This window comes from Thalassospira indica (genome assembly GCF_003403095.1).
GTDB lineage: Bacteria > Pseudomonadota > Alphaproteobacteria > Rhodospirillales > Thalassospiraceae > Thalassospira > Thalassospira indica.
Genome location: NZ_CP031555.1, coordinates 1,771,169 through 1,794,901, shown reverse-complemented (window position 1 = coordinate 1,794,901; position 23,733 = coordinate 1,771,169). Strand labels below are relative to the sequence as shown.

The following is a 23,733-nucleotide window of genomic DNA, read 5'->3' as shown; positions in this document are numbered from 1 at the left end:
TGTGAATGGTGGCATGGCCAACGCTGTGATAGAATTTGGCACCCATGAATGGAGTTGCCCATGGCCCGGCCAAGCAAAGCTCTGCGTGCGTTTCCATATGTTCTGATCGTTACGATTGCTGTGGCCCTGTCTGTTGGCATAGTCACAAACTCTACAAACGCGTTCGCACAAACGCCGACAATGCCGTCGGGTCAGTCTGTCACCGTGCCGTCATTGCCCTACCCCAAAAGCGGTTTGAGGCAACGCCTGATTGCCGCCGGGAAAGCCATCCCTAGCGTTGATGAAAGCCTGCAAGCGGGTATTCCAGCAGTTTATTTCGAACCGGCTGCTGGCAATGGAGACACAAAGCCACCTTATCCTGCCATCGTCGCCCTACCCGACTGTGACAACCATTTTCCCGAAACATGGATCACGATCCTGCGACAAAGCGGATATGCGGTGCTTTTGATCTCACCACCTAACGCCCATCCGACGCAGGATTATTGTGGTGGCGGGGAACTTCAAACGCCAAAACACGGTCTGTCCTACTGGGCGTTCGATGCCATCAGCGCGCTTCATTACCTTGCCGGGGTAAAATCCACTGCGCCTGAAAATATTGCCGTCTTCGGATATGGCTATGGTGCCGGCGCAGCTCAGCTGGCGATATATCGGGATGGCCATGCCAAGCACTACCAACACCGATTTAAGGCGCTTGTCGGGCTAAGACCGCAATGTATGTCGGAAATGGACAACTTTGTGCCCAGCCTGCTTGTGGCTATCAAAAATGATCCGTTTAACCCGCCGGCATGGTGTGAATGGCGTATGGATCGCGACCTTTACAACGGGCGCGAACCCGTTCGGTTTGAAGCCGTTGAAAGCAGCGAAATGATTGAAAAACAAACGACTCGCACAACGTTGCAAATAGAAAACAGTCCGCTTGTAGTCTCACTGGTGACAGATTTCCTTTCTGCAATGGGCATCTCAGAAAATATAGGACGAAATTGAATTTCTCCGCCAAGACCATATTACTGATCATGTTTTTGATGCCTTATTTCAGGAAAATTACGCGCCTTAATTATTCCTCAATCCCCTGAGCAGATTATTCGTGCATCGGCTTATTCCTTACGCTATCAAAGCCGGTACATTCGCTTTTGAGATTTTACTTTTAACCGGGGCATAGGGCAGGAATGTTTTCCAAGCTTCTTGGGGTTTTATCCTCCGACATGGCGGTGGATCTGGGCACCGCGAACACACTGGTTTACGTTAAGGGACGAGGCATCGTTCTGAACGAACCATCCGTGGTGGCCATTACCGACGAAAAAGGCAAGAAACAGGTCCTTGCAGTTGGTGAAGAAGCCAAACAGATGCTCGGTCGTACCCCGGGGTATATTCAGGCGATCCGCCCGTTGCGTGACGGCGTTATTGCGGAATTCCACATCGCCGAGGAAATGATCAAGCACTTTATCCGCAAGGTCCATAACCGTCGCAACTTTGCCAGCCCGGAAGTCATCATCTGCGTACCGTCAGGTTCGACCGCAGTTGAGCGCCGCGCCATTCAGGAAAGTGCAGAAAGTGCCGGCGCGCGTAAAGTCTGGCTGATTGACGAGCCGATGGCCGCTGCCATTGGTGCCGGCCTTCCGGTGACGGAACCGACCGGCTCCATGGTTGTCGATATCGGCGGTGGTACCACCGAGGTTGCCGTTCTCTCGCTGGGCGGTATCGTCTATGCGCGTTCGGTACGTGTCGGTGGTGACAAAATGGATGAAGCGATCATTGCTTACATCCGTCGCACTCATAACCTTCTGGTCGGCGAAAGCACCGCCGAACGCATCAAGAAGGAAATCGGTTCTGCCTGTGCACCGGATGACGGTGATGGCGCAACCGTAGAAATCCGCGGTCGTGACCTGATGAACGGCGTTCCGAAGGAACTGCTGATTTCTGAACGTCAGATCGCAGAAAGCCTTGCAGAGCCTGTTTCGGCAATCATCGAGGCGGTGAAAGTCGCCCTCGAACAGACCCCGCCGGAACTTGCTGCTGACATCGTCGACAAGGGTATTGTTCTGACCGGTGGCGGCGCGATGCTTGGCAACCTTGATTACGTTCTGCGTCATGCAACCGGTCTTCCGGTTTCGATTGCAGATGATCCGCTTTCCTGCGTTGCACTGGGTACCGGTCGCGCGCTGGAAGAGAAAAAGATGCTGCGTAACGTCCTGCACACAGCATACTGATAAAAAAGCGGCCTTGAATATCATCACCGGGTCGTATCCTTACTGGACGCGACTCGGTGATTTCGTTATGGTTGAATATCCCGCACGGGATGAAGAACAACCTTTTGGGAATTCGCGGGGAATACATTGGCACAGCATGGTGGTCCGCAGCAGCGTATCTTTTCGCCGTTACGCACGGCCCTTCACCGCTTCGCTTTCATACTGCTGATTTTATCGGCTTTTGGCCTGATGCTTCTGGGCAAGGCCGATACTGTTCTGATCGAGCGGATCCGCGCCGCGTCGGCTGATCTGGTATCGCCGGTGATGAACGTCATTTCCCGCCCTGCGGCCAGCATCAACGAGCTGACCGACAAGATCTACAACCTTGCCCATCTTTACGAAGAAAACGAGCGCCTGCGCCGCGAAAACCAGCAATTGCTGGCCTGGCAGCAAGCGGCACGCAATCTTTCGCATGAGAATGCCCGCCTTCGCGATCTGGCAAGCTACACCTCCCCGCCTGCCCTGCATCTGGTAACCTCCCGCGTGATCGCGGATATGGGCGGCGCCTATGCCCACAGTGTAATGATCTCCGCCGGATCGCGCGACGGCGTTGCCAAGGGGCAAGCCGTGATTTCGGACGAAGGCCTGATTGGCCGCGTTGCCGAGGCGGGGTATCAGGCGTCACGTGTTCTTTTGATCACCGATATCAACTCGCGTGTGCCGGTTGTTGTGGAAAACTCGCGTGATCGGGCATTTCTTTCCGGTGACAACACCAACCGCCCGCTCCTGACCTTCCTGACTGCGGATGCGGCCGTGGCACCGGGTGACCGTATTCTGACATCCGGCCATGGTGGTGCTTTCCCACCGGGCATTCCAATCGGGGTTGTATCATCGGTTTCGGAAAATGCCGTTCGCGTTGCCCCAATGTTCCGCCGCCATCAACTGGAATATCTGCGGGTTGCTGATTACGGCCTTCAGGGCATCCTGAGCGAGGACCGCATTCGCCAAAGCCAACCGTCCAACGATGCAAAAATCACAGAAGTATCGCCGGACCTCCCTGATGGCGTCGGCATTGTTCCGGCAGACCCGACCGGCAATGACGGCACATCCCCCTCCACCAGCGCGGCAGGGGAAGCCCAGTGAAACCCGGCGTCTGGCATCGACTGGACATTATTGCCCGCGGCCTTTTTCCTGCCTTCAGTGTTTTCGCTCTGTTGCTGATTAATCTTTTGCCGCTCAGCGTGCCGTTGTTATCGACTGCCTCACCGGCACTGGCATTGATGGCTGTGTTTTACTGGTCGGTGAACCGCCCTGACCTGTTAACGGCTGTTACAGCCTTCCTGCTGGGCCTGTTGCAGGATCTGTTGATGGGGTTACCGCTTGGCGTCAGTTCGCTTGTGCTCGTACTGGTGCAAACCGGATCGGCAAGTCAGGGGCGCTTTTTCCATAACAAGCCGTTCAGCGTGATGTGGTGGGGCTTTGCATTGGTGGCCATTCCGGCACTTTTGGTTCAGTGGCTGCTGAGTTCGGCTCTGATCGGTGCATTGTTGCCCTTCAAGGCCACCATGATCAGCTATGTGTTGACGGCTGCCTTGTTCCCGATTGTTGCCTGGGTTCTGGCGCGCGCACAAAATACCCTTTTGCGTTATGTCTAGACTGCCATGCGCGAATGATGAACTGCGCAATATTGATGTTTTGGCAACGGCTACTAGCTATGATGGGTAAAGGCTGTTTTAATCCCCGATCAACCGGGATAGAACGGGCCAGAAATTGAACACTCGGCCTTACGGCTACTGACGAAATACAGGTAACCAACGCCCATGTGGCATCGTGACTCAGACCGGTTCAGACTGTTTACCCGACGCGCCCTGATGCTGGGTGCGGGCAAGGGTGTATTGCTGACAGGTTTGGCCGCGCGCATGTACTACCTGCAGGTCCTTGAAAGCGACCGCTATCAGACGCTGGCCGATGAAAACCGCATTTCGCACCGCCTGCTGCCGCCGCCGCGTGGACTGGTGACCGACCGTTTCGGTGCCCCGCTTGCCGTAAACCGGCAGAATTATCACATCATGATCGTGCGCGAACAGACCCCTGATGTCCGCCGCACACTTGAAATCCTCGATCAGATCATCGAGCTTGGCCCCGACACAATCGAGCGCGTTGAACGCGATGCCGCCCGTCGGCGTTCCTTTGTTCCGGTGACAGTGCGCGATAACCTGACATGGGATGAGGTCGCACGCGTCGGTGTCAATGCCCCTGACCTTCCTGGCCTGATCATTGATGCCGGACGATCACGAGACTATCCCGAAGGCCCCCACCTTGCGCATACACTGGGTTATGTTGCCGCGGTATCCGAAAAGGAACTGACAGGCGATCCGCTTTTGGAACTGCCCGGCTTTACCATTGGCAAAAGCGGCGTTGAAAAGGTTTATGACCTGGCACTGCGTGGCACGGCCGGCACCAGCCAGGTCGAAGTCAACGCACTGGGTCGCGTCATTCGCGAACTGGAACGCGAAGAAGGGGACAGTGGTAACACGGTTGTCATGACGCTTGATCTTGAATTGCAGCGCTACACCAATCAGCGGCTGTCGGATCAGGAAAGTGCGGCCGCCGTGGTTATGGACATCCATAATGGTGAAGTGCTCGCCCTGTCGTCGCACCCGGCCTATGACCCGAATGCCTTTACCAATGGTATTTCGCACAAGCTTTGGAACAGTCTGGTCAACAACCCGTATGCACCGCTTTCCAACAAGGCGGTAAATGGCACCTATGCGCCCGGTTCGACTTTCAAGATGTGTGTCGCACTTGCCGGACTGGAAGCAGGCATTATTTCGCCAAACCAGAAATTCTTCTGTAACGGGCATCTTGATCTTGGCAATGCACGTTTCCACTGCTGGAAACGTGGCGGTCATGGCTGGATGAACATGCATGACTCCATCAAGCATTCCTGTGACGTCTATTACTACGAAATTTCCCAAAAAATCGGGATCGACCGGATTGCTGCGATGGCGCACAAGCTGGGCCTTGGCGAAGATACCGGCATTGACCTTCCCAACGAACGTAGCGGCCTGATCCCGACCAAGGACTGGAAGGAAATCCAGCTTGGCAAACGCTGGCAGGGCGGTGAAACACTTATCGCCTCTATCGGACAGGGATATGTTCTGGCAACACCGTTGCAACTGTGCACGATGACAGCGCGTCTGGCCTCCGGCAAGGCGGTGCGCCCGCACCTGACGCGTGACAACGTCACCCCAGAAGGCGTCACCAGCCGCCAGGCCGAAGAATTTCCGGAACTTCAGGTCAGCCGCGCCAATCTGGCCCGAATTCGTGACGCAATGAACGGTGTGACCAACGAATTGCGTGGCACAGGCCATGGCGCACGGATCGCCATCAAGGGCATGGAAATGGCTGGTAAAAGTGGCACCAGTCAGGTTCGCCGCATCACCATGCGCGAACGCCAGACAACCGGGGTGCTCGACAATAATGACTTGCCGTGGAAATACCGTGACCACGCCCTGTTTGTTGCCTTTGCGCCGGTCGATAACCCGCGTTACGCCTGCTCTGTGGTCGTTGAACACGGTGGTGGTGGTTCGAGTGTTGCGGGTCCGATTGTCCGTGACCTGCTGCTAAAAGCGCAGGAACTGCAATCTGCGCGTCAGGGCATCTCGGCCGCTGACCAGCCCAATAGTGCAAATCTCCGGCGCAATCCGGCCCACAGCGATCAGGACGAGGGTTAAGCCATGGCAGGAAGCAGATTTCGCATTGGTGAAGACCCGGATTATGTGCCGATTGGCCGCCGATTGTTGTTGCTGAACTGGACGCTTGTTCTTTTGATCGCAGCCCTATCTGGCATCGGCTTTGCCATGCTCTATTCAGCGGCCAACGGATCACTGCAACCCTGGGCCGAACGTCAGATGATACGTTTTGCCGTGGGTGCTGCACTGATGATCATCATCGCGGTAACCGATATACGTGTCTGGTTGAAGCTTGCCTATTTCTCGTATTTTGTCGCGCTGATTTTACTGGTGGCGGTCGAAATCAAGGGCGATATCGGCATGGGCGCGCAGCGCTGGATCAATCTGGGTTTCTTCCAGTTGCAGCCGTCCGAACTGATGAAAATCTCTTTGGTTCTTGCACTTGCGCGGTATTTCCATGGTTTGACGACCGAAGATGTCGGTCGTATCCCGCTTTTGATTCCACCAATTTTGATGGTTCTTGCGCCCTCTGCCCTCGTGTTACGCCAACCTGACCTTGGCACCACATTGCTTCTGATTGCCGGGGGTGGTGTGATTTTCTGGCTGGCCGGGGTGCGCATCTGGAAGTTCGCGCTTGTTCTCGGCACGGCACTTGCGGCCATTCCGATTGGCTGGCAGTTCCTGCGCGAATATCAGAAGAACCGCGTTCTGACCTTCCTGAACCCGGAAAATGACCCGCTTGGTGCGGGCTATCACATTACCCAATCAAAGATCGCGCTTGGGTCTGGCGGGCTGTTTGGCAAAGGGTTCATGTTGGGCTCCCAAAGCCATCTGAACTTCCTGCCGGAAAAACAGACCGACTTTATCTTCACCATGCTGGGCGAAGAATTCGGCTTGGTCGGCGGCATGGCGTTGCTGGGCCTTTATGCGCTGGTGATCACCTATGGCTATGTCATCGCACTGCGCTGTCAGAACCAGTTTGGGCGCCTTGTCGCCATCGGTGTGACCTCGACCTTCTTCCTTTACGTCTTTATCAACATCGCGATGGTGATGGGGCTGATCCCGGTGGTTGGGGTCCCGTTGCCGCTTGTGTCTTATGGCGGCACGGTGATGATGACAATTCTGGTCAGCTTCGGGCTTTTGATGAGCGTATCGATCCACCGCGACATCCGGATTTCCCGGCAGGGCAATGACGACGGCCGGAATTAAAGACACGCATTCCTGATGCACATGCATCCGGCGTCGCACCGGAACTATCCGATCAATCAAATGTCGGACGGCAGCTGATCCTTGAATTCCGAAAGCCTGCTGAAGTCAGCCAGCTTGCATTGATTACGCCCGGCTGCCTTGGCATCATAAAGTGCCCGATCCGCCAACGAGTACAATATCCCCGGGATATCGGTGCTTTCAGAGTTCCTCAGAACATCAAATTGCACAGCAACGTCCTGATCAAACTCAGCCAAACCCTTCGCAGACGGCAAGCCCGACACCCCAAAGCTTGATGTAAAGGAAAGCTTGCTACCGCCATACTCGACACTGTTCTGCTCCAGGCCCTTGCGCAAACGTTCAGCAAGGATCATCGCCCCCTGCAATTCCTCCCCCGGCAGCAACACAGCAAACTCTTCACCGCCCATGCGCGCCGGAATATCAATGGAGCGCAGTGTTGTTCTAAGTGTGTCTGCCAAGGCAACCAGAACCGCGTCACCAGCCTGATGGCCATAGGTATCGTTCAGCGCCTTGAAACGGTCGATATCAAGAAGAATGAAGGATACAGGCGTGTCCCTGCGCCGCCAGACGGCAACAGCGTCCTCCAACCTGCCCAGAAAGGCACGGCGGTTAGGTAACCCGGTCAATGGATCCGTTGACGCAAGCACCTCAAGCTTTTGCATCGCGGAATTGAGTTCTTCTGTACGCTGCGCGACACGTTCTTCCAAAGTGATGTTCGCATTCTGCAGTTCGTCGCGCGCTCTGCGCAATTCCCCGACTTGCTTGCGGATCATTCCGAAAAGCCCGACCGTCACCGAACCAAGCAACTGAACTTCGTCGTCATGACGATGTTCCGGCGGCATCTGAAGCGGGCGACTATCGTCTGTTGGGTTCGCGTTAACGATATAGTTTCCAAGCCGGATCACGGGTCGTGAGAAAACGAAGTAGCTCATTGCCGCAAAACAAAGGGCCATCACCGCCGCCAAAATCATGGTCGCAAGGAACGACCACGAAAGACGCGTCATGTAGGCGTTCACATAAACCTGTGGATTAAGCTCAATCACCATCTCGCCAATGGTGGCGACAGGTTTGCGTTCGGGGTCGCGCACCGGAACAGTGATGGTTTGCAGCCCGCCAAACATCTTCTCGGCCCAGCGCGAGACCGGTATTTCGCCTGCGGGTCGTTTTAGCTCAAAAAAAATACCGTCATTGGCGTTGGTAAGCATAACGCGTGCAATGGATCTATTGTTGAGCATCCCGCGCGCCATAATATCGGCCAGTTCGCGGTCGCGCTTGATCATGACTTCAGTCGCGACAGGCGCACTGGAGGAAAAGATACGCTGGTTGCTCTGCTGATAGACACCTTCGAGCCAGAGATAATCCTGGTATCCGCGTATGGCGACGATGACGAGGCCAAGAACAACAGCCAAGAAAAGAGAGTACTTTAACTGGCGGGCCGCAATTGTGCTGCCCAATCGCATCCCGGCAAGAGCATCAAAATGCTTTTCGTCTGATTCTCGTGCCAAGCGTCTCGACCTTGTCTTTCTAAAGAGTTACCTGATGATGGCTTTTGCTATTCACGCATGCCATCGCCGGGATGTAACACAAAATTATACTCTGTGCCGAATGGGGAATTGGCAATACTAAAATCCTTAAAATCCAAGCTGTTCCAATCCCTGCTGCCCAGGACATCGACAAAGTGAGATATGTTTTCGCGTGTGATCGCCTCCATCCTGAAAGAGATTTCGGGATGATGGGAAAGAAATTCAACGCCATGAATGTAATCATGAAGCAATACCATGACCCATGCGCCAGCAAAAAAGTGCCCCCCGTGGGTCATGGTCATCTTGCCGTCTGCAACGTTGCGCAACCCCGCGGGTGACCAGTTCAGCCCACCGACAAAGACGTCTTTCCCGGGTTTCCGCCCTGCTTTCTCCAGAGCCGCAATTGCACCCAGTGCAATATCATCATTGGCAGCCCAGACCGCATCGACGCATCCGCCCCGTCTAAGCCAGTTTTCTGTCTGACGGTATGCCTCATCGTATGACCAGTTTGCCACCAGACGACGCTGTTCGCGAAGAAGCGGAAAACGACTAAGCGCATGATCAAGTCCCTGCAATCGCTGAAGCGAGGCTGGTGTCTTGCTGTCCCCGGCGATGGATAACAGGCATAGCGGCGCTGGTTGCCGATTTTCGGCTTGAAGACGTGCACTATCTATCAGGGACTTGGCGATGTCATAACCGGCACGCTCGTTGTCCGGCGTCAGGGAGAATATCCAGTGATCAAAGTCCCTGCCCGGATAGCCATATGCGTTCTTCTGCTCTTTTGTCAGGTCATTGAGCAACATGATGACCGGGATGCCCCGTTCTTCTGCCTCCAGAACGATGCGCATTCCCTGCTGATGTTCGTTAACGGCAATGATGTAGTCAGGCGCGGGCTCAAGGGCAAAAACCTTCTGCGCACTTTCGATCATCATCTTGCTGTCGCGGTTGCTATCAAAAACGATCAGTTCATAGCCAAACTGATCTGAAGCCGCCTGCATGGTGTCGCGCACATCCTTCCAGAAACCGCGATCCCCATAACCCGGATTGATAAAGGCGACGCGGGTTGGAACGTCAGTGGCGTCATGCTCGGTCGCTTGTGGGGTTGCCAATGGCATGCACCAAAGCATAAGCACGAAAAGCACAACCACCGCGCACGACTTCAAACCAATTTTCTGTACTTGCTCTTTTCGCTGCGGGCTACAGCGTCGGACTAAACAACCCACTTAGGCATACCTCGATTTATAATACATCGCTTCAAACCGGCAACGCGTGCATGCTCGCGCCATGCCACAGCTGCAAACGGTGGCGGAAGCAACAGGCGACCTCCACCCCGACCGGTTAGTTATAATATACGATGGTATACATACTTGATGTCAGGATGGGAACCGGTTCTTTGCAAAATCGAGGTAAAATAAACGCGAGATCAGCCGCCGGTTGATTGCGTACGCTTCAACGCTTCGACCAATTCCTTGTTCGACATGTTGGCCCGGTTCTGTATGCCTTTTTGCGCGGCCAAATGATACAGATCATCTCGACGCCACTTGTCGTAACTTGGCGCGCCGTGAAGACGCTTTGCAGAAGTTTCCTGATCTTTTTGCCCAGAAATTTTATTAAAGCTCGCCACTGTTGCCTCCATGTTGGGACGGTCACAAGCAGTCTTGGCACTGCGTACAGTGCTGGTGGATGAAAATCCGTTCTAGATTTCATGTAGGGGGAATTGCCTGATTTTCTATTCCCCGGAACGCATTTTTCATCGCCAAACGGCGTAACAAACTGAGTAATCTCGCAAAAATAATGAAAAAGGCAGATCCAATTGATCTGCCTTTGGGGTTACTCACACGATTGAAGCAACAGATAACAGCTATGGCGTGGCAAGGAGCGCGCGCATGGCGCCAACCGTCTGCTGTGTTATCCCGTCGAGTTCCTTGATCTTGTCATCAAGCGCGGGATCGAAATCACCCTCGAAACGTTCAAACGCCAATGCAGCTTCTGCAAGTTCGGGCGCCGCCATATTTCTGGCCATCCCCTTGATGGCGTGTCCAGACCGTTTAATACCATCAGGGTCCTTTGTAGCTGCGGCTTCGATCAGTCGGGCGCGCTCTTCGTCGTAGGACGCCGGGAGCAAATTCACCAACAGCAATACCTGATCCTTACCAAGGGCCTGGCACAACTCGTCAAAACGGGCGTTATCAATCAATTCCATCGACAAACCTTTCTGTGCAGCCCAAGACAATATCACGTCTTGCACAACACCACTCAACCAATGCCAAGTCGGGGGCATTCCGGCTTTTACTGCATATGGTTAATCGTAGCACAGGCGTCCACAACGTCATTTGCCCATTTAAGGGTTTCGGTATCCATTGATTGCATATGACGGTATTTTTCAAACTGCTTGGCAATCAACGCCAGACGTTCCAAAAACACCGGCGGATGATCAAGTCCCAACAATTGATCGGCAAGCGGATCAAAGGCGGCATTCTGAAATTCAACTGACAGGCTGATTCTGGGTTCGCTGGCATACGGGCTTGCCCTTCCACCCCAATGATAAAGATCCTGTCGCCAGCCCATCACCGCACCAGGCTTGGCCGGAAGGGCGCGAATGTCTTGAAGGCGGACCTCACCCGGCTCTGAAACCGGTGCCGGGTAACCTTTTTCGAAATTGCGGGGCAAGACATGCATACAGCCATTTTCAGGCGTGGCATTGCTTAGCGGCACCCAAAGAGAAAGGCTGATCAGCATCTCATCGCCAATCGTACTTTCACCCTGATAATCGCGATGCGGTGGCCAACCACTTCCATCAGCATCGGGATCGACATGCCACGCCCAGAAGTGCGGCAAAAGCGCAATACGATCGCCCAGAAAATGGGTCAGAAGCGGTCGTAAACGACGAAACACATCCCACGCTTCATCGTAAAGATATATCAGCGCGGGTGACAGGCCACTGGCAACAAGCACTTCAATCCCTTTACGAAGTTTTTCAAGCTCGCCCGCCGGCAAAACATCGTGGATCAGGAAATATCCCTCATCCCAAAACCGTTCAGAAAGCGCGCCCCCATCAAAACCACCTTTATCGGCTCCAATTTCCGCGACTTCGGTGCCTGGACTTACACCGTTGGAAATCGACAGTTGCGGGTTAAGCTTCTGCCATACCTGAATGTTGGTGGCATTTTGGGCTGTGATCATGGGAAAATGTCCGGTATTGAGGATGGCCGGACGATACGCAGCACTTTCCGCAATGGCAAGCGCGGAAACTTGATCCAAACCGCAGACAGTTCACTTTCGATCAGGCCTGGCCCCATCATGACAAACAGCCATATCACGCCCAAACAACAACCGCCGATCAATCACGGTGGCGCAGTTGATCGGGCGGCAAGCAGATATGGCATTCCAACAAACGACTGGTTGGATTTATCGACCGGTATCAACCCGATAGCCTACCCGGTTCCCGATATTGAAAATGCCTACTGGCAACGCCTGCCACTCACCTCGGAGCTTGATGGCCTGAAAGCGGCAGCCACGCAGTATTACCACCTGCCGACGACAGATCATCTTGTTTGCGCCCCGGGCACACAGGCCCTGATCCAGATGATCCCGTTCTGGCTGAAAGACCGGATGGCAGATCAGGCGACTAAAAACGTCCATGTCATGGGCCCGACATACGGTGAACATGAACGGTGCTGGCGACGTGCCGGGTACCATTGCCAACCCCACCAAACCGATCCGGCTAACAGGATTGCCAAGGCCACGGATATTCTAAGCACTGCCGAAACGGGAACAGTCATCATCCTGGTCAATCCCAACAACCCGGACGGGGCCATGTTTGCCCCTGACGATATCTTCAAGCTGGGCAAACTTGCAAATGCACGCAATTGCTGGCTTGTGGTCGATGAGGCCTTTATGGATTGCCAACCGGACCAATCGGTTTGCTCGCGCATTGATCAATTGCAAAACACCATTGTGTTGCGTTCATTTGGCAAGTTTTTCGGCCTTGCCGGGGCGCGACTTGGCTGTGCCGTCATGGATCGCAACCTTGCAACTGATCTTGAAAGCCGCATTGGCCCATGGGCCATTCCCGGCCCGACCATGGTCGTGGGCGCACAAGCTTTTTCCGATATGCACTGGCAGCAGCAAAGCCGAACACGTCTGACGGCAGACGCAGCGCGGCTTGATGATCTCATCACCAAGAACAGCAGACTGGCTCTATCAGGCGGCACCGATCTTTTCCGCTACTACGACGGCGAGGATTGTGTTGCCTTGGCAGATCACCTCGGACACCGGGGCATTCTGGTCCGGCTATTTGATCATGATGCAAACAAGGTTCGGTTTGGCCTGCCCGGAACCGATGCAGACTGGAAACGCCTTGCAGAGGCGATGGCAGATTGGCACAGCCCAAACCGCTAAAATGACCTAAAGGCCACTTTCTTCCCAGGATTGCTTTTTACGATAGATTGTTGACGGGCTGACACCCAGGGCATCGGCTGCACGCGGGATGGATCCGCCACAACGCTCAATCGCCTCTTCGATCGCCTGTTTTTCAACCTGCCAAAGCGGCCTGATCTCGCCAAACCCCAGCCTTCCCGAACCGGATGCTAACGGCGACAATGCAGTTTGATCTTCGTCCCCAAAGTTGCCGCCCGCGCCAGCACCAAGCAGTTGGTTGCTGCGCCCGGAATTATGGTTTTCGACAACCTTGCGCATTTGTCGGGCACCGGCAAGGAAGGCCAGGGCCTCTGGATCACCGGCCCAATGACGTCCGGGACCGCCCGGCTCGTTTGAGACGACCGGATGGGGTGGCGGGGCTTCAATCGTCCCTGACCCGAACTGGTCACCGTCAGTGCCGCTATTGACCGGCCTTGGCACCATTGAAAGCGCCACCTCGGTCCCGTTATTGAGCACAACAATGTTGCGGATGATATTTTGCAACTGGCGAATATTGCCCGGCCAGGAATACCGAGCAAACAGGGCGGAAACTTCGGGACTGAACCGTTCGAAATCGCGGCCTTCCTCGCGCGTGAAGCGTTGCAGATAGAAATTGGCAATTTGCAGGATATCGTTATCGCGATCACGCAGGGGCGGCATATGCAGCGGAATAACGTGCAAACGGTAATAAAGGTCTTCACGGAACCGACCGGAACGAACTTCTTCAAGTGGATCGCGGTTGGTCGCACAGACAAAGCGCACATCAACTTTTTCTATCGAACTGCCGCCGACTTTCTGGAATGACCCGGTCTGGATAAAGCGCAGAAGCTTGGTCTGCAGGTCCAGGTCCATTTCGCAAATTTCATCCAGAAACAGCGTGCCGCCATCGGCACGATGTGCCGCCCCTTCGCGGTCGGAAACAGCACCGGTAAACGCCCCTTTGACGTGACCGAAAATCTCGCTTTCCATAAGGTCTTTGGGAATGGCACCGCAGTTCAGCGGAATGAACGGATCCTTTGCCCGTTCCGAACGACGATGGATTGCCTCGGCGGCGAGTTCCTTACCGGTACCGGACTCACCGGTGATAAAGACAGTCGCACGGCTGGGGGCAGCATTTTCGATAATGCGATAGATATCACGCATGTTTTCCGACCCGCCGATGATGTCGAAATACATCTCGTCGGCATCGGGACTTTCCAGATCAATATCCGGGGCAGTCTGAAGGGCGGGCGCACCTTTGATCGCCTTTGTCACGGTGTCGCGTAACTTGTCAGCGGTGAAGGGTTTTAACAGGAAGTCCCATGCCCCTTCGCGCATCGCCTCGACCGCGACATTGATTGATCCGTGGGCCGTGATAACAACAATTTTGCAATCCGGTGCGATTTGCGCGGCAGCACGAAGAACCTCGCGCCCGTCCATATCGGGCAAAATAAGATCCAGAACAAGGACATCCGGCGGATCATGGCGTAAACGTTCTATGGCATTTGTGCCACTGACGACGTGATCAACAACGTGACCGTCGGCACGCAAGTAATCCTGATACACGCGCGCCAGCGACAGCGTATCTTCCACAATTACAATGCGTGCCTGCTCTGGCATTTTCTTGTTCGTATCCCGATATACCAATGTAGGTCAGCATACCGATAGTGTTGCTCATCTCACAACTACTAACATGTATTGCAGTCACTACCCAAACCATACACAATCAGATTAACGTTAAGAAAAGCATAGTCTTGGCCGGGATTCCGCCACTGGCCAAACGCTTCAAGGAGAGTCCAGACTTGAATTACAAGACAGATTTCGCCAATGGAACAACCACAGTCGAAGTGACCGGTCGCTTCACATTCGGCGATCATTCGAGCTTTCGCAAACTGATCGAAGAAGTTCGCGGACATGGCTCATCGACGCTTGTTCTGGACATTTCCGGTGTCGATTTCATTGATTCCGCCGGTCTTGGCATGTTGCTGCTTGCACGCGACGAGGGCGAAAAATCCAACACAAACGTCATCCTGCGTGGCGCACAGGGACAGGTCAAGCGCATGCTTGAAGTTGCCCGCTTCGATACCTTGTTCCAGCTGGAAAACTAACCAATGCCCGTTGGCCGAGACTCACGTGCAAAGTACTTGGTTGCAGTGCCGCACTCCGTCGCGCAAGAAGACCTGTCAAAGCTTGTCGCTGGCATAAACCTTTGGGACGCGACGGAAGCTGCAGCTAAATACATATCCGGGCAATCGCCCGAGGATTTTTCAAGCCAACGGCGTTTTTCATTTTGTATCTTGCCATCACAGGTCGGTCGCGACTGGCTTGGCAGCCTGATCCGTCTGAACTGTGACACCTTTGTCGAATGTTTCCCCGAACTCGACCTTGGCGACTTGGCACCGCTGGTCGGTAAGAAATCACTGCCAAAACATGACCTGCTGGTCTGTCTTTCAACACGCAGCGCCTATCATTTACCGGTGGCACGCAAATTTGTGACCAGCCTTCGGCATCGCGGCCTGATTGGTGATGGCGTCGCGTCCTCGGTTGAAATGGCGGTTCAGGAAGCGTTTGCCAACTCGCTCATACATGGCAATCTCGAACTTGCAACCGGCGGCCATCTGTCGATGGATCGCTTCAAGGAGCTCGGCGAAGAAACCGAACGCCGCCTTGCATCCGGCCACCATGGCGCCCGTGCGATTATCCTGACAGCACGTCGGCGCAAAAATGGCCAAGTCGTCATCACCATCAATGATCAGGGCAACGGATTTTCACCGCCTGATGCAAACGCAACCGCCCCGATTTCGCGTAAGGACACGACCTTTGGCCGCGGCCTCCCCCTGATCAGAAGCCTCTGCCACTCTGTGAATTTTCTGCGGGATGGCCGAACGATCGAACTGACTTTTGATGACAGTCAAAGCACGACGGCGTTGGGCGACACGGCATTCCTCAATGATCTTGAAACACGCCTGACGACGTCGCCCGATGCACTGCGTATTGCACAGAACGCAACCATCCTGATTGCCGACGACACCCTCTTGTCGCGTGAAATCATTGCGTCCTATCTCCGGGCTGACGGGTTTACCAACCTGGTTTTTGCCAAGGATGGCGAAGATGCGATTGCCCAGATCAAGGCGCATAATCCCGATCTGATCATTCTTGATATCATCATGCCGAAACTGGATGGTTATGCCGTATGCAAGGCCGTCCGTGCTGATCCTGCCTTTGCAAAAACGCCGATCATCGCCCAAACAGCGCTTGAAGAGAACGAAGGACGCACGCGCATTTTCGATGACGGGGCAACCGACCTTATCCTCAAACCGCTCAACAAGGCAGAACTGATCGCGCGCACCAAGATCCATCTCGAAAACCGGCTGCTGGTGCAACAACTTCAGGCCTATCAGGCACGCACCCAGTCAGAACTGGAACTTGCGCGCAACATGCAAGAAAACCTGAACCCGACACCGGAACACTATCGCGGGGTCGGCATGGATTACGGCATGCGGATCAGTGCGACATTCCAGATGTCGTCCGAGCTCGGCGGCGATATGTGGGGGTTAGTACCAATTGATGCCCATCGGCTTGGCGTTTACATCGTTGATTTCGCAGGTCACGGGCTTGGTGCCGCACTCAACACCTTCCGCCTGCATTCCCTGATATGGTCCGAACAAGTCGACGATCAGACTCCGGATGTGTATTTGCAGCGGCTTAATCGTCATCTCAAGGGGCTTTTGCCTGTCGGGCAATATGCGACAATGCTGTATGGTATCGTTGATCGACAGAATAACACCTTTGCCTATGCCAGTGCCGCCTGCACGTCACCTGTTCTGGGCAACACTGCGACCGGCGAGGCACGCTATCTTGATGGCTCCGGGGTGCCACTTGGTGTTATCAGGGACGCCCGATATGAAACCCGCGAAGTCCCGTTCGACAAGGACAGCTTCCTGCTGCTTTACAGCGACGCACTGATCGAAACAACCTTGGACAATGGTCAGTTTCTCTGTGAGGCAGGCTTGCTCAAGATGTTGCAAGACACCGTTCTGGAAGGCGGTCGTGACATTGATCTTGCCGCACAGATTGCCGATCAGTTCATGGACCGTGCACCGGCAAAGCTTGATGATGATTTCACGATCGTTTCCCTACAAGCAGCCAATATCCCGTCTGCCGGCTAAAAACCTGCCGGATCAGGAAACGCGGCCCCCACGACCAATGGTGGACTGGATCAGGTCGCCAAACGGCTCGACATCCCCCCATATGACCTCTGTGTGATCAAGTGTCGGTTGCGGTCGCGTCTTGCGGTCATCATGCGAAACGGTATGCATACGGTTTGCGACCACGGTGCGTATCAGGTTGGCAAGCCCCTTGCGGGCACCGGCATGATCGGGTTCGGCGGCAAGAACAGCACCAAGCTGATCAAGTGCGCGCATCTTGTCCCGGCATCCCAGCAAATCAGCGGCAAGTACGCGCAACTCCCGCGCATCGGGGCGCAGGCTGATGGCGATTTCAAGATGTTCAAGCCCAAGGTCACGTCGACCGGTCTGGATATAAACCCTTGTTAGGCCCAGATGCGTCGCCCCATCAAGATCATCAATCAGCAACGCCCGGCCAAACGCATTCAGCGCAAGATCACATAGACCAAGATCAAGCAAAACGTGGCCCAGCACACGAAGGCGGGCGGGCTGGTCGGGAAGACTGTCGATCAGACCGCGCAGACGGGTACGGATTTCCGGGGCAAGCTCAATATCGCCCGTAATCGCCATTGCGGATGTTTGCAAAATCTCTGTCTGCGACGACATGGTCAACGGCCTCGTTCCCGCCAAAAATCGGGACCGGTGGTTGTGTCATTTCACAAAGTACCGTTCCCGCTTTTGACAGAGTAGCGCCATCTGGTTGCAGGAAGATTAACCGAGTCGCAGCTTATCGTATCCAAGGGCCGAGGTTTACGGCACTTGGCCCGACGTCACTTGCCAACACCTTCGGCCAGCGCATCAAGTTTGACTTCGCGAACCGGGCGGGCAAAGAAATACCCCTGCATCAGCCGCCCTCCCAACGTGATGATCACATCGCGCTGGCTGTCGTTTTCGATCCCTTCCAGCACGCAATCAATGCCGAGGTTCTGGCACATATCAATCACCGTCTTGACGATACGGCGGCTGCGTTCGTTATGCGACAGCGGGGCGACAAAGCTGCGATCAACCTTGAGCACGTCAAATTCAAGTTCGTGGACATAGCGCAGGCTGGAATAACCGATGCCGAAATCATCAAGCGCAATGCGCGCCCCATGATCGCGCAAATACCGGATGCTGGTCCGGGCGGCCTCAAAGTCACGCAAGAACGCCGTTTCAGTGACTTCAAAGGTCAATCTTCCCGGGTCGATACGATGCTTTTTGATCTCGTCAATCAGCCACTCGACCGTATCGGACAGAACAATATCGCGCGCCGAGAGGTTAAACGATACAGGCAGGTTTTCCGGCCAGTCCTGCATATCGACCATCAGCTTTTCGAACAAAACCCGTGTCAGAAAACCGACCTGGCCGGTCTTTTCTGCCACCGGAAAGAACGTGCCTGGCGAAACCGCCCCCATCTGGGCACTTTCCCAACGCGCAAGCGCCTCAAGCGAGCTTACCTGCCCGGATCGAATATCAAATACCGGTTGATAATGCAGGCTGAGCTCGGTCGATAAATCCGCCTTGCGCAGCGCCTGTTCAATCTGGGAGTCATGGCGGATCAATGTTTCGTGGTGGGCGGCAAACAAAACCGCCTCGCCGCGCGCATTCTTTTTTGCATGATAAAGCGCAAAGTCAGCCCGCTCGAACAGACCGTTCGGGCTGCGCGCCACTGTGGGATAGGTCGCAAACCCCAGTGATGCCGAAACCTGCACGGTCACACCATTTAGGACAAACGGTCGATTGAGCGCGTCACAAAGCTCCTTGCCAAGGGCAATCAGTTCAAGTGCATCGTCATAGCCCTTAAGCAACAATCCGAACTCATCCCCGCCCAAGCGCGCCAGAAGCGTCTCGTGACCAAGGACTTTGCGAAGCCGCCTGCCCGCCTGCTGCAACAGCTCATCGCCCGACGGGTGACCATGCACGTCATTGACCGGTTTGAAACCGTCCAGGTCAATCATCGCCACCGCGAATGTTTCATTCTCGGTGGCGGCATTCACCGTATCTTCCAGCACGGAAAAAAAGGCCCGGCGGTTGGATAAACCGGTCAGCGGATCAATCAGCGCCAATGCCTCGTTCTGGCGCGACAGTTCGATCATCGTCTGGTGCTGTGCTTCAAGGTCGTTCTGGGTCTGGATCAGGCCAGAAAAATTGGCATAAAAGCTTCGGATGATCTGAATGATCATCAACGACACAAGCGCCATATTGACTGCGATCGCGACATAAACTTCGTTGCCACTGGTTCCGAAGAAAAACACGAAGGTGCCCAGCACAATCGCAACAACCAACAATGCCGCGGGCGGGAAATTCACCAGACAGAAAATACAGCCAACAACCGTGATCGATATGAAATAGGCAACGTGGCCGCGCTGATAGGCGTCGCCATAATCAAACATCGTGATCGCCCAAAGGGTGAACAGGACGGATATCACCACCGCCAGCACCCTGATGCGTTTCAGATGTTTGATACAGACATCAACATCATCGATATCAACGCGGGCGCGGTTCCAGGCAACCGCACGAAAAATACAAATGACACCCAGAACAATCACCGCATGGACTGTCATCCAGTCGGGTGCTGTTCCGTAATGGGTATAGGCAAGGGCGACTGCGTTGGCCAGCAGCAGCATATAAAGGACAGGTATCTGACGCGAAAGAGCACCAACCTGGGCCCGCAACAGTTCCGGCTTGTCTGTCCGAATTTTTAACGTGTCGGCAAAACCTTGCCAGAAACTACCGGCTGCCACTTGTCCAAGACCTAACGCGTTCTTTATCCCGAAAAAATACTATACAGGAAAAGTGCGACCGAACATCACTGATTGCAAGCGGCGTCTCAATACCCCTTCCCGGAATAACTGGGGATCTGTTTGGTTTGGCCTAGGTCTGGTTACGTCTTGGCAGTTCGACCCTTCTGCGCCTGTGAACGGCGCGCAGCCCCAAGCGCCAAAGTGGCAAACTCAAGAATTTGTTCTTCGTTATCAAGCCATTCACCGGGCACTTCGAAATAAGACAGGGTCACCGGCCTTCCCGACGGTACGGCAAATGGCTGCATCCCCATCGCGTCAAAGCGGTCCCTGGTCTGCGCGTCTCCTTTGAGATACAGGACATCATCGGAAATGATCGCAAAGAAGGCGCCGTCACAATAAAGCCCGACGGCGCCAAACATCCGTCTGGACCTGATATGCCCCAAAGGTGCCAGAAGCTCTGACACCAGCAGAACGAACTCGCTATCGACCGATGCCATTAAGGATCTCGCCTTCAACACCTTCGGAAATCAGATAATCACGCAATGACCGCCCCGGAACCGGGCGAAAGCGCGATGTCGATATTTCCATATGGGCAATCCGGTCCGCCCGAAAAACGCGAAAGGCCTCGCGCAATTCGCACCAGCTGGCCAGAAGCCACGTACTGCCAAAAAACAACATGCCAAGTGGCCAGACCCGGCGACGGGTATTGTCGCCCTTTGCATCGGTGTAATCGATATCAATCAGAAACCGTTCGCGGATGGCCCGCCTGAGGTCTGGCATCGAAATGGCAATCGGTTCCTGCGCGATTTCGGCAATCGCAATCGGGACACCACCAACCAGACCACGGATTTTTTCGGGCAACACGGCCTCGATCTTGGTCAGGGCATCACCGGCGGCACGTGCCATTTGCGGATCGGTCCAGCTTTGAACCATGCGGGCGGCGACAACAAGTGCCTCGATCTCGTCGGCATCAAACATAAGCGGCGGCAGGTCATACCCATCGCGCAGGATATACCCCACGCCCGCCTCCCCCTCGACCGGAACACCCGATGCGGCAAGGTCGCGAATGTCGCGGTAAATCGTGCGTTCGGAAACTTCAAGTTCCTCGGCCAGGTCACATGCGCGGCACAGTTTGCGTCGGCGCAAGATTTGAACAAGGCGAAATAATCGGTCAGCCCGTCTCATGATCACTCCTTTGTCATCCTGCCCCAAAAATTATCATACCGCTCCTGACAGGCTCCTGTCAGGAGGGATGTGCAACCATTGACAAATCGGGACAGGATTTACCCCCAACGTCAGGAGCATGACGATGAAAGTCACCAACGCCTATCAGATCATCATCACCGAAAAATTCACCCAAAGCCGCACCTTTTACAAAAAGCTCGGCTTCACACCGGTCTTTGACGGAGACTGGTATTGCCAGCTTGTCTGGCCGTCCGCACCATCCGTTCAACTTGGCCTGATGAAACAGGGTCACGAAACCCAGCCGCCTATGTTCCAGGCGGCCACCATCGGCGAAGGAACGGTTCTTACGCTGGAAGTCGAAGAAGCCCGCGATGCAGCAGATGAATTGCGTGAAGCCGGGTTTGAATTCGCCCTTGACCTTCGCGATGAGCCATGGGGCCAGCGCCATTTTGCCCTTCTTGATCCCAATGGCGTGCGCATCGACATCGCAAGTGCCACCGCCGAACTTTCCCCGGAATATGCCCAGCAGTTCAAGGAAACCGGCGAAGGCGTACTTGCCTGACCTCCCTCGCGCACCAAGCCCCGCAAACTTTCTGCCAACGGCCTGCCCAAGTGGCGGGCCGTTTCTTTTAACCGAGCATCTTTGCAAACCGGGATATCGCTGCCGCGGCATCGGCGATGTTCTGGCTTTGGGTACGTCCGGAACTTTTGCGCGGCTTGAAGTCATGTTCACCGTCTTCAACCCAGTGAAGGGCAATACGATCCGAAAGCCCGTAACCCGCAATCTCATCCGGACTGCCAAACGGATCGCGCGTGCCATGACAAATCAGGCTCGGCGTTTTCAGGGTTTTAAGATGTTCTGTGCGCAGGTTTTCAGGCTTGCCCGGTGGATGAAACGGATAGCCAAGGCAGACAAGACCGGCCACACCAAGGTCATCTGCCACCATGCTGGCGATCCGTCCGCCCATGGATTTTCCGCCGATGATCAACTTCTCTGGCCCGCCAAGTGCGCGAACAACTTCACCGTAATACTCGATCAAAACCGGTGCCCGATCCGGCCCGCGCTTTTTGCCATCAATTCGGCGTTTGGCCATATAGGGGAACTCAAAGCGTGCAACGCGCAGGCCCGCCTTGGCAAGCTCGCCCGCCATTTCGTTCATGAACGGGCTATCCATAGCGGCCCCAGCCCCATGGGCCAGAACGATTTTCAGGGCAGCGTTTTCATCGCCATCAAACTGAAACTGGATCGGATCGGTGCTCAAAACAGGTTCCCTACTGGCTGGCCGATATTGCTTACTGTCATACAGAACCTGCCGATATTCTCCAAGTCCGACATGGCCTTCATCCGGCGGGATCACGCAAATACTCGCATCCATCGCACAAGCTGGCTATAATTGTGATCCCCACCTTGACGCCCCCCACAGGCGCCAGCACGCCATCACATCGCGCCACCCGCGATCAGATGCCTTCCATCCATGACAAAGGCCGCATCGTGTCATCCGAACCAACGTCACCGATCATAAATCCCCCGAAAGAACGGCTTGGCCGTCTGCCGAAACCGGTTCAGTGGTTATTGCTGATTTCCACCTCCGTCGTGTTTTCCGTTCTGCTCCATCATTGGCAAGTCCCGGCCTCACTTCTGGTGGGGCCGATGATCATCGGCATTCTGATGGGCACCAACGGCGCAACGATTGCCGCCCCCAAGCAACTTTACCTTGGCGCACAATCGGTGTTGGGCGTGATGATCGGCGGGTCGATGACCATCGGGATTTTGACATCCTTTGCCACGGACTGGCCGATGATCCTTGGCGTTACCGGCATCACTTTGCTTGCCAGCAGCTTTTTGGGCTGGGTCCTGTGCGTCAAACAGGTCCTGCCCGGAACCGCAGGGATCTGGGGATCAACGCCCGGTGCGGCATCGGCCATGGTCATCATGGCAGACGCCTTTGGCGCCGATGCAAGGCTTGTGGCCTTCATGCAGTATGTGCGCGTGGTGATCGTTGTCGGTGTCGCGTCCAGTGTCGCCAATTTCTGGGTTGATCCGGAAACGCTGGTTGCCATGGGACCCCATGACTGGTTCCCGGCTTTTGACCCGGCCGGTTTTGCGCTGACACTCTGTCTGGTGGTTGCCTGCTGCTTTGTCGGTCAAAAAGTACGTTTGCCATCCGGTCCGCTTCTGGTGCCGATCATTGTCACCATGATCCTGCATGTCAGCGGTTTTTTCGATGTCGTCCTGCCGGAATGGTTTCTCGGCCTGACCTACGCAATGATCGGTTGGGTAATCGGTTTGAAATTTACCCCACCGGTCCTGCGCCACGCAGCACACGCATTTCCCAAAATCCTGTTATCGATCTTTGTTCTGATCGGCTTCTGTGCCGGGATTTCGGGGCTTTTGGTGTATTTCATGGATGTTGACCCACTGACCGCCTATCTCGCGACCAGCCCGGGCGGCCTTGATTCTGTGGCCATTATCGCGGCCAGCACGAATGTCGACCTGTCCTTCATCCTCGTGCTGCAGGCAACACGCTTTTTCATGGTGCTGGCCTTTGGGCCGCCCCTGGCACGGCTGGTCGCCCGGCGCACCCCCATCACGTCGAAAATCGGATGAA

General features: G+C 54.9%; 22 protein-coding genes. 11 read left to right on the top strand and 11 right to left on the bottom strand.

Features of this window, described 5'->3' with window-relative positions; genetic code table 11:
• The first annotated feature begins 60 nt into the window (after window positions 1–60).
• The 6 genes from DY252_RS08370 to rodA all read left to right on the top strand — a co-directional run bounded on the left by DY252_RS08370 (window position 61) and on the right by rodA (window position 7,090).
• Entirely contained in the window at window positions 61–984 is a 924-nt protein-coding gene (locus tag DY252_RS08370) for a dienelactone hydrolase family protein (RefSeq protein WP_064789857.1), read from the top strand.
• 182 nt (window positions 985–1,166) lie between these two features.
• Entirely contained in the window at window positions 1,167–2,207 is a 1,041-nt protein-coding gene (locus DY252_RS08365) for a rod shape-determining protein (RefSeq protein ID WP_008892088.1), read from the top strand.
• A gap of 126 nt (window positions 2,208–2,333) precedes the next feature.
• Window positions 2,334–3,329, top strand: a complete 996-nt coding sequence (gene mreC, locus DY252_RS08360; RefSeq protein WP_064789858.1) for a rod shape-determining protein MreC — start codon at window positions 2,334–2,336, stop codon at window positions 3,327–3,329.
• The gene (gene mreD, locus DY252_RS08355) at window positions 3,326–3,841 is read left to right on the top strand and encodes a rod shape-determining protein MreD (protein WP_008892086.1); all 516 of its coding nucleotides are present in this window, start codon (window positions 3,326–3,328) and stop codon (window positions 3,839–3,841) included. The genes mreC and mreD overlap by 4 nt, the downstream gene beginning before the upstream one ends.
• 165 nt (window positions 3,842–4,006) lie before the next feature.
• A complete protein-coding gene (mrdA, locus tag DY252_RS08350) occupies window positions 4,007–5,923 on the top strand; it encodes a penicillin-binding protein 2 (protein WP_064789859.1) in 1,917 nt (638 codons plus the stop codon).
• Window positions 5,924–5,926: 3 nt separating this feature from the next.
• A complete protein-coding gene (gene rodA, locus DY252_RS08345) occupies window positions 5,927–7,090 on the top strand; it encodes a rod shape-determining protein RodA (RefSeq protein ID WP_064789860.1) in 1,164 nt (387 codons plus the stop codon).
• Window positions 7,091–7,146: 56 nt separating this feature from the next.
• On the opposite strand, the gene DY252_RS08340 is transcribed toward rodA, so the two are convergent.
• The 5 genes from DY252_RS08340 to DY252_RS08320 form a co-directional block, all read right to left on the bottom strand.
• Window positions 7,147–8,613, bottom strand: a complete 1,467-nt coding sequence (locus DY252_RS08340; RefSeq protein ID WP_064789861.1) for a GGDEF domain-containing protein — start codon at window positions 8,611–8,613, stop codon at window positions 7,147–7,149.
• A 47-nt stretch (window positions 8,614–8,660) separates the two neighbouring features.
• Window positions 8,661–9,746: an ABC transporter substrate-binding protein gene (locus DY252_RS08335; RefSeq protein ID WP_269451533.1), complete on the bottom strand. Its 1,086-nt coding sequence runs from the start codon at window positions 9,744–9,746 to the stop codon at window positions 8,661–8,663.
• A gap of 308 nt (window positions 9,747–10,054) precedes the next feature.
• Window positions 10,055–10,255 (bottom strand): hypothetical protein, encoded by a 201-nt coding sequence (locus DY252_RS08330; RefSeq protein WP_064790000.1) that lies wholly within the window; start codon window positions 10,253–10,255, stop codon window positions 10,055–10,057.
• 237 nt (window positions 10,256–10,492) lie between these two features.
• Window positions 10,493–10,834: an Hpt domain-containing protein gene (locus DY252_RS08325; protein WP_064789863.1), complete on the bottom strand. Its 342-nt coding sequence runs from the start codon at window positions 10,832–10,834 to the stop codon at window positions 10,493–10,495.
• A gap of 86 nt (window positions 10,835–10,920) precedes the next feature.
• Complete coding sequence (locus DY252_RS08320; protein WP_231959782.1) at window positions 10,921–11,814, bottom strand: phytanoyl-CoA dioxygenase family protein; 894 nt, start codon at window positions 11,812–11,814, stop codon at window positions 10,921–10,923.
• A 117-nt stretch (window positions 11,815–11,931) separates the two neighbouring features.
• Here DY252_RS08320 and cobD point away from each other — a divergent pair, with 117 nt between their 5' ends.
• Window positions 11,932–13,032, top strand: a complete 1,101-nt coding sequence (cobD, locus tag DY252_RS08315) for a threonine-phosphate decarboxylase CobD (protein WP_064789865.1) — start codon at window positions 11,932–11,934, stop codon at window positions 13,030–13,032.
• A 6-nt stretch (window positions 13,033–13,038) separates the two neighbouring features.
• On the opposite strand, the gene DY252_RS08310 is transcribed toward cobD, so the two are convergent.
• Entirely contained in the window at window positions 13,039–14,649 is a 1,611-nt protein-coding gene (locus DY252_RS08310) for a sigma-54-dependent transcriptional regulator (RefSeq protein ID WP_064789866.1), read from the bottom strand.
• A gap of 182 nt (window positions 14,650–14,831) precedes the next feature.
• Here DY252_RS08310 and DY252_RS08305 point away from each other — a divergent pair, with 182 nt between their 5' ends.
• Together DY252_RS08305 and DY252_RS08300 are read left to right on the top strand one after the other, a co-directional pair.
• Window positions 14,832–15,137 (top strand): STAS domain-containing protein, encoded by a 306-nt coding sequence (locus tag DY252_RS08305; RefSeq protein ID WP_063090454.1) that lies wholly within the window; start codon window positions 14,832–14,834, stop codon window positions 15,135–15,137.
• Window positions 15,138–15,140: 3 nt separating this feature from the next.
• Complete coding sequence (locus DY252_RS08300) at window positions 15,141–17,198, top strand: SpoIIE family protein phosphatase (RefSeq protein WP_064789867.1); 2,058 nt, start codon at window positions 15,141–15,143, stop codon at window positions 17,196–17,198.
• Between the two features lie 12 nt (window positions 17,199–17,210).
• On the opposite strand, the gene DY252_RS08295 is transcribed toward DY252_RS08300, so the two are convergent.
• From DY252_RS08295 to DY252_RS08280, 4 genes are all read right to left on the bottom strand, one after another.
• Window positions 17,211–17,822, bottom strand: coding sequence for a hypothetical protein (locus DY252_RS08295; RefSeq protein ID WP_064789868.1), 612 nt, complete (start codon window positions 17,820–17,822; stop codon window positions 17,211–17,213).
• A 164-nt stretch (window positions 17,823–17,986) separates the two neighbouring features.
• Window positions 17,987–19,939, bottom strand: coding sequence for a putative bifunctional diguanylate cyclase/phosphodiesterase (locus DY252_RS08290; protein WP_064789869.1), 1,953 nt, complete (start codon window positions 19,937–19,939; stop codon window positions 17,987–17,989).
• A 140-nt stretch (window positions 19,940–20,079) separates the two neighbouring features.
• Window positions 20,080–20,436 carry a TfoX/Sxy family protein gene (locus tag DY252_RS08285; RefSeq protein WP_064789870.1) on the bottom strand — a complete coding sequence of 119 codons (357 nt, stop codon included), beginning with the start codon at window positions 20,434–20,436 and terminating at the stop codon, window positions 20,080–20,082.
• A complete protein-coding gene (locus tag DY252_RS08280; protein WP_008892071.1) occupies window positions 20,420–21,124 on the bottom strand; it encodes a helix-turn-helix transcriptional regulator in 705 nt (234 codons plus the stop codon). Before DY252_RS08280 ends, DY252_RS08285 begins: the two co-directional genes overlap by 17 nt.
• A 124-nt stretch (window positions 21,125–21,248) precedes the next feature.
• Between DY252_RS08280 and DY252_RS08275 the strand changes: the two genes are divergently transcribed.
• The gene (locus tag DY252_RS08275) at window positions 21,249–21,686 is read left to right on the top strand and encodes a VOC family protein (RefSeq protein ID WP_064789871.1); all 438 of its coding nucleotides are present in this window, start codon (window positions 21,249–21,251) and stop codon (window positions 21,684–21,686) included.
• A gap of 67 nt (window positions 21,687–21,753) precedes the next feature.
• On the opposite strand, the gene DY252_RS08270 is transcribed toward DY252_RS08275, so the two are convergent.
• Window positions 21,754–22,386 carry an alpha/beta family hydrolase gene (locus DY252_RS08270; protein ID WP_231959783.1) on the bottom strand — a complete coding sequence of 211 codons (633 nt, stop codon included), beginning with the start codon at window positions 22,384–22,386 and terminating at the stop codon, window positions 21,754–21,756.
• A 146-nt stretch (window positions 22,387–22,532) separates the two neighbouring features.
• On the opposite strand from DY252_RS08270, the gene DY252_RS08265 reads away from it, so the two are divergent.
• Entirely contained in the window at window positions 22,533–23,732 is a 1,200-nt protein-coding gene (locus DY252_RS08265) for an AbrB family transcriptional regulator (RefSeq protein ID WP_231959784.1), read from the top strand.
• Window position 23,733: the final 1 nt, after the last annotated feature.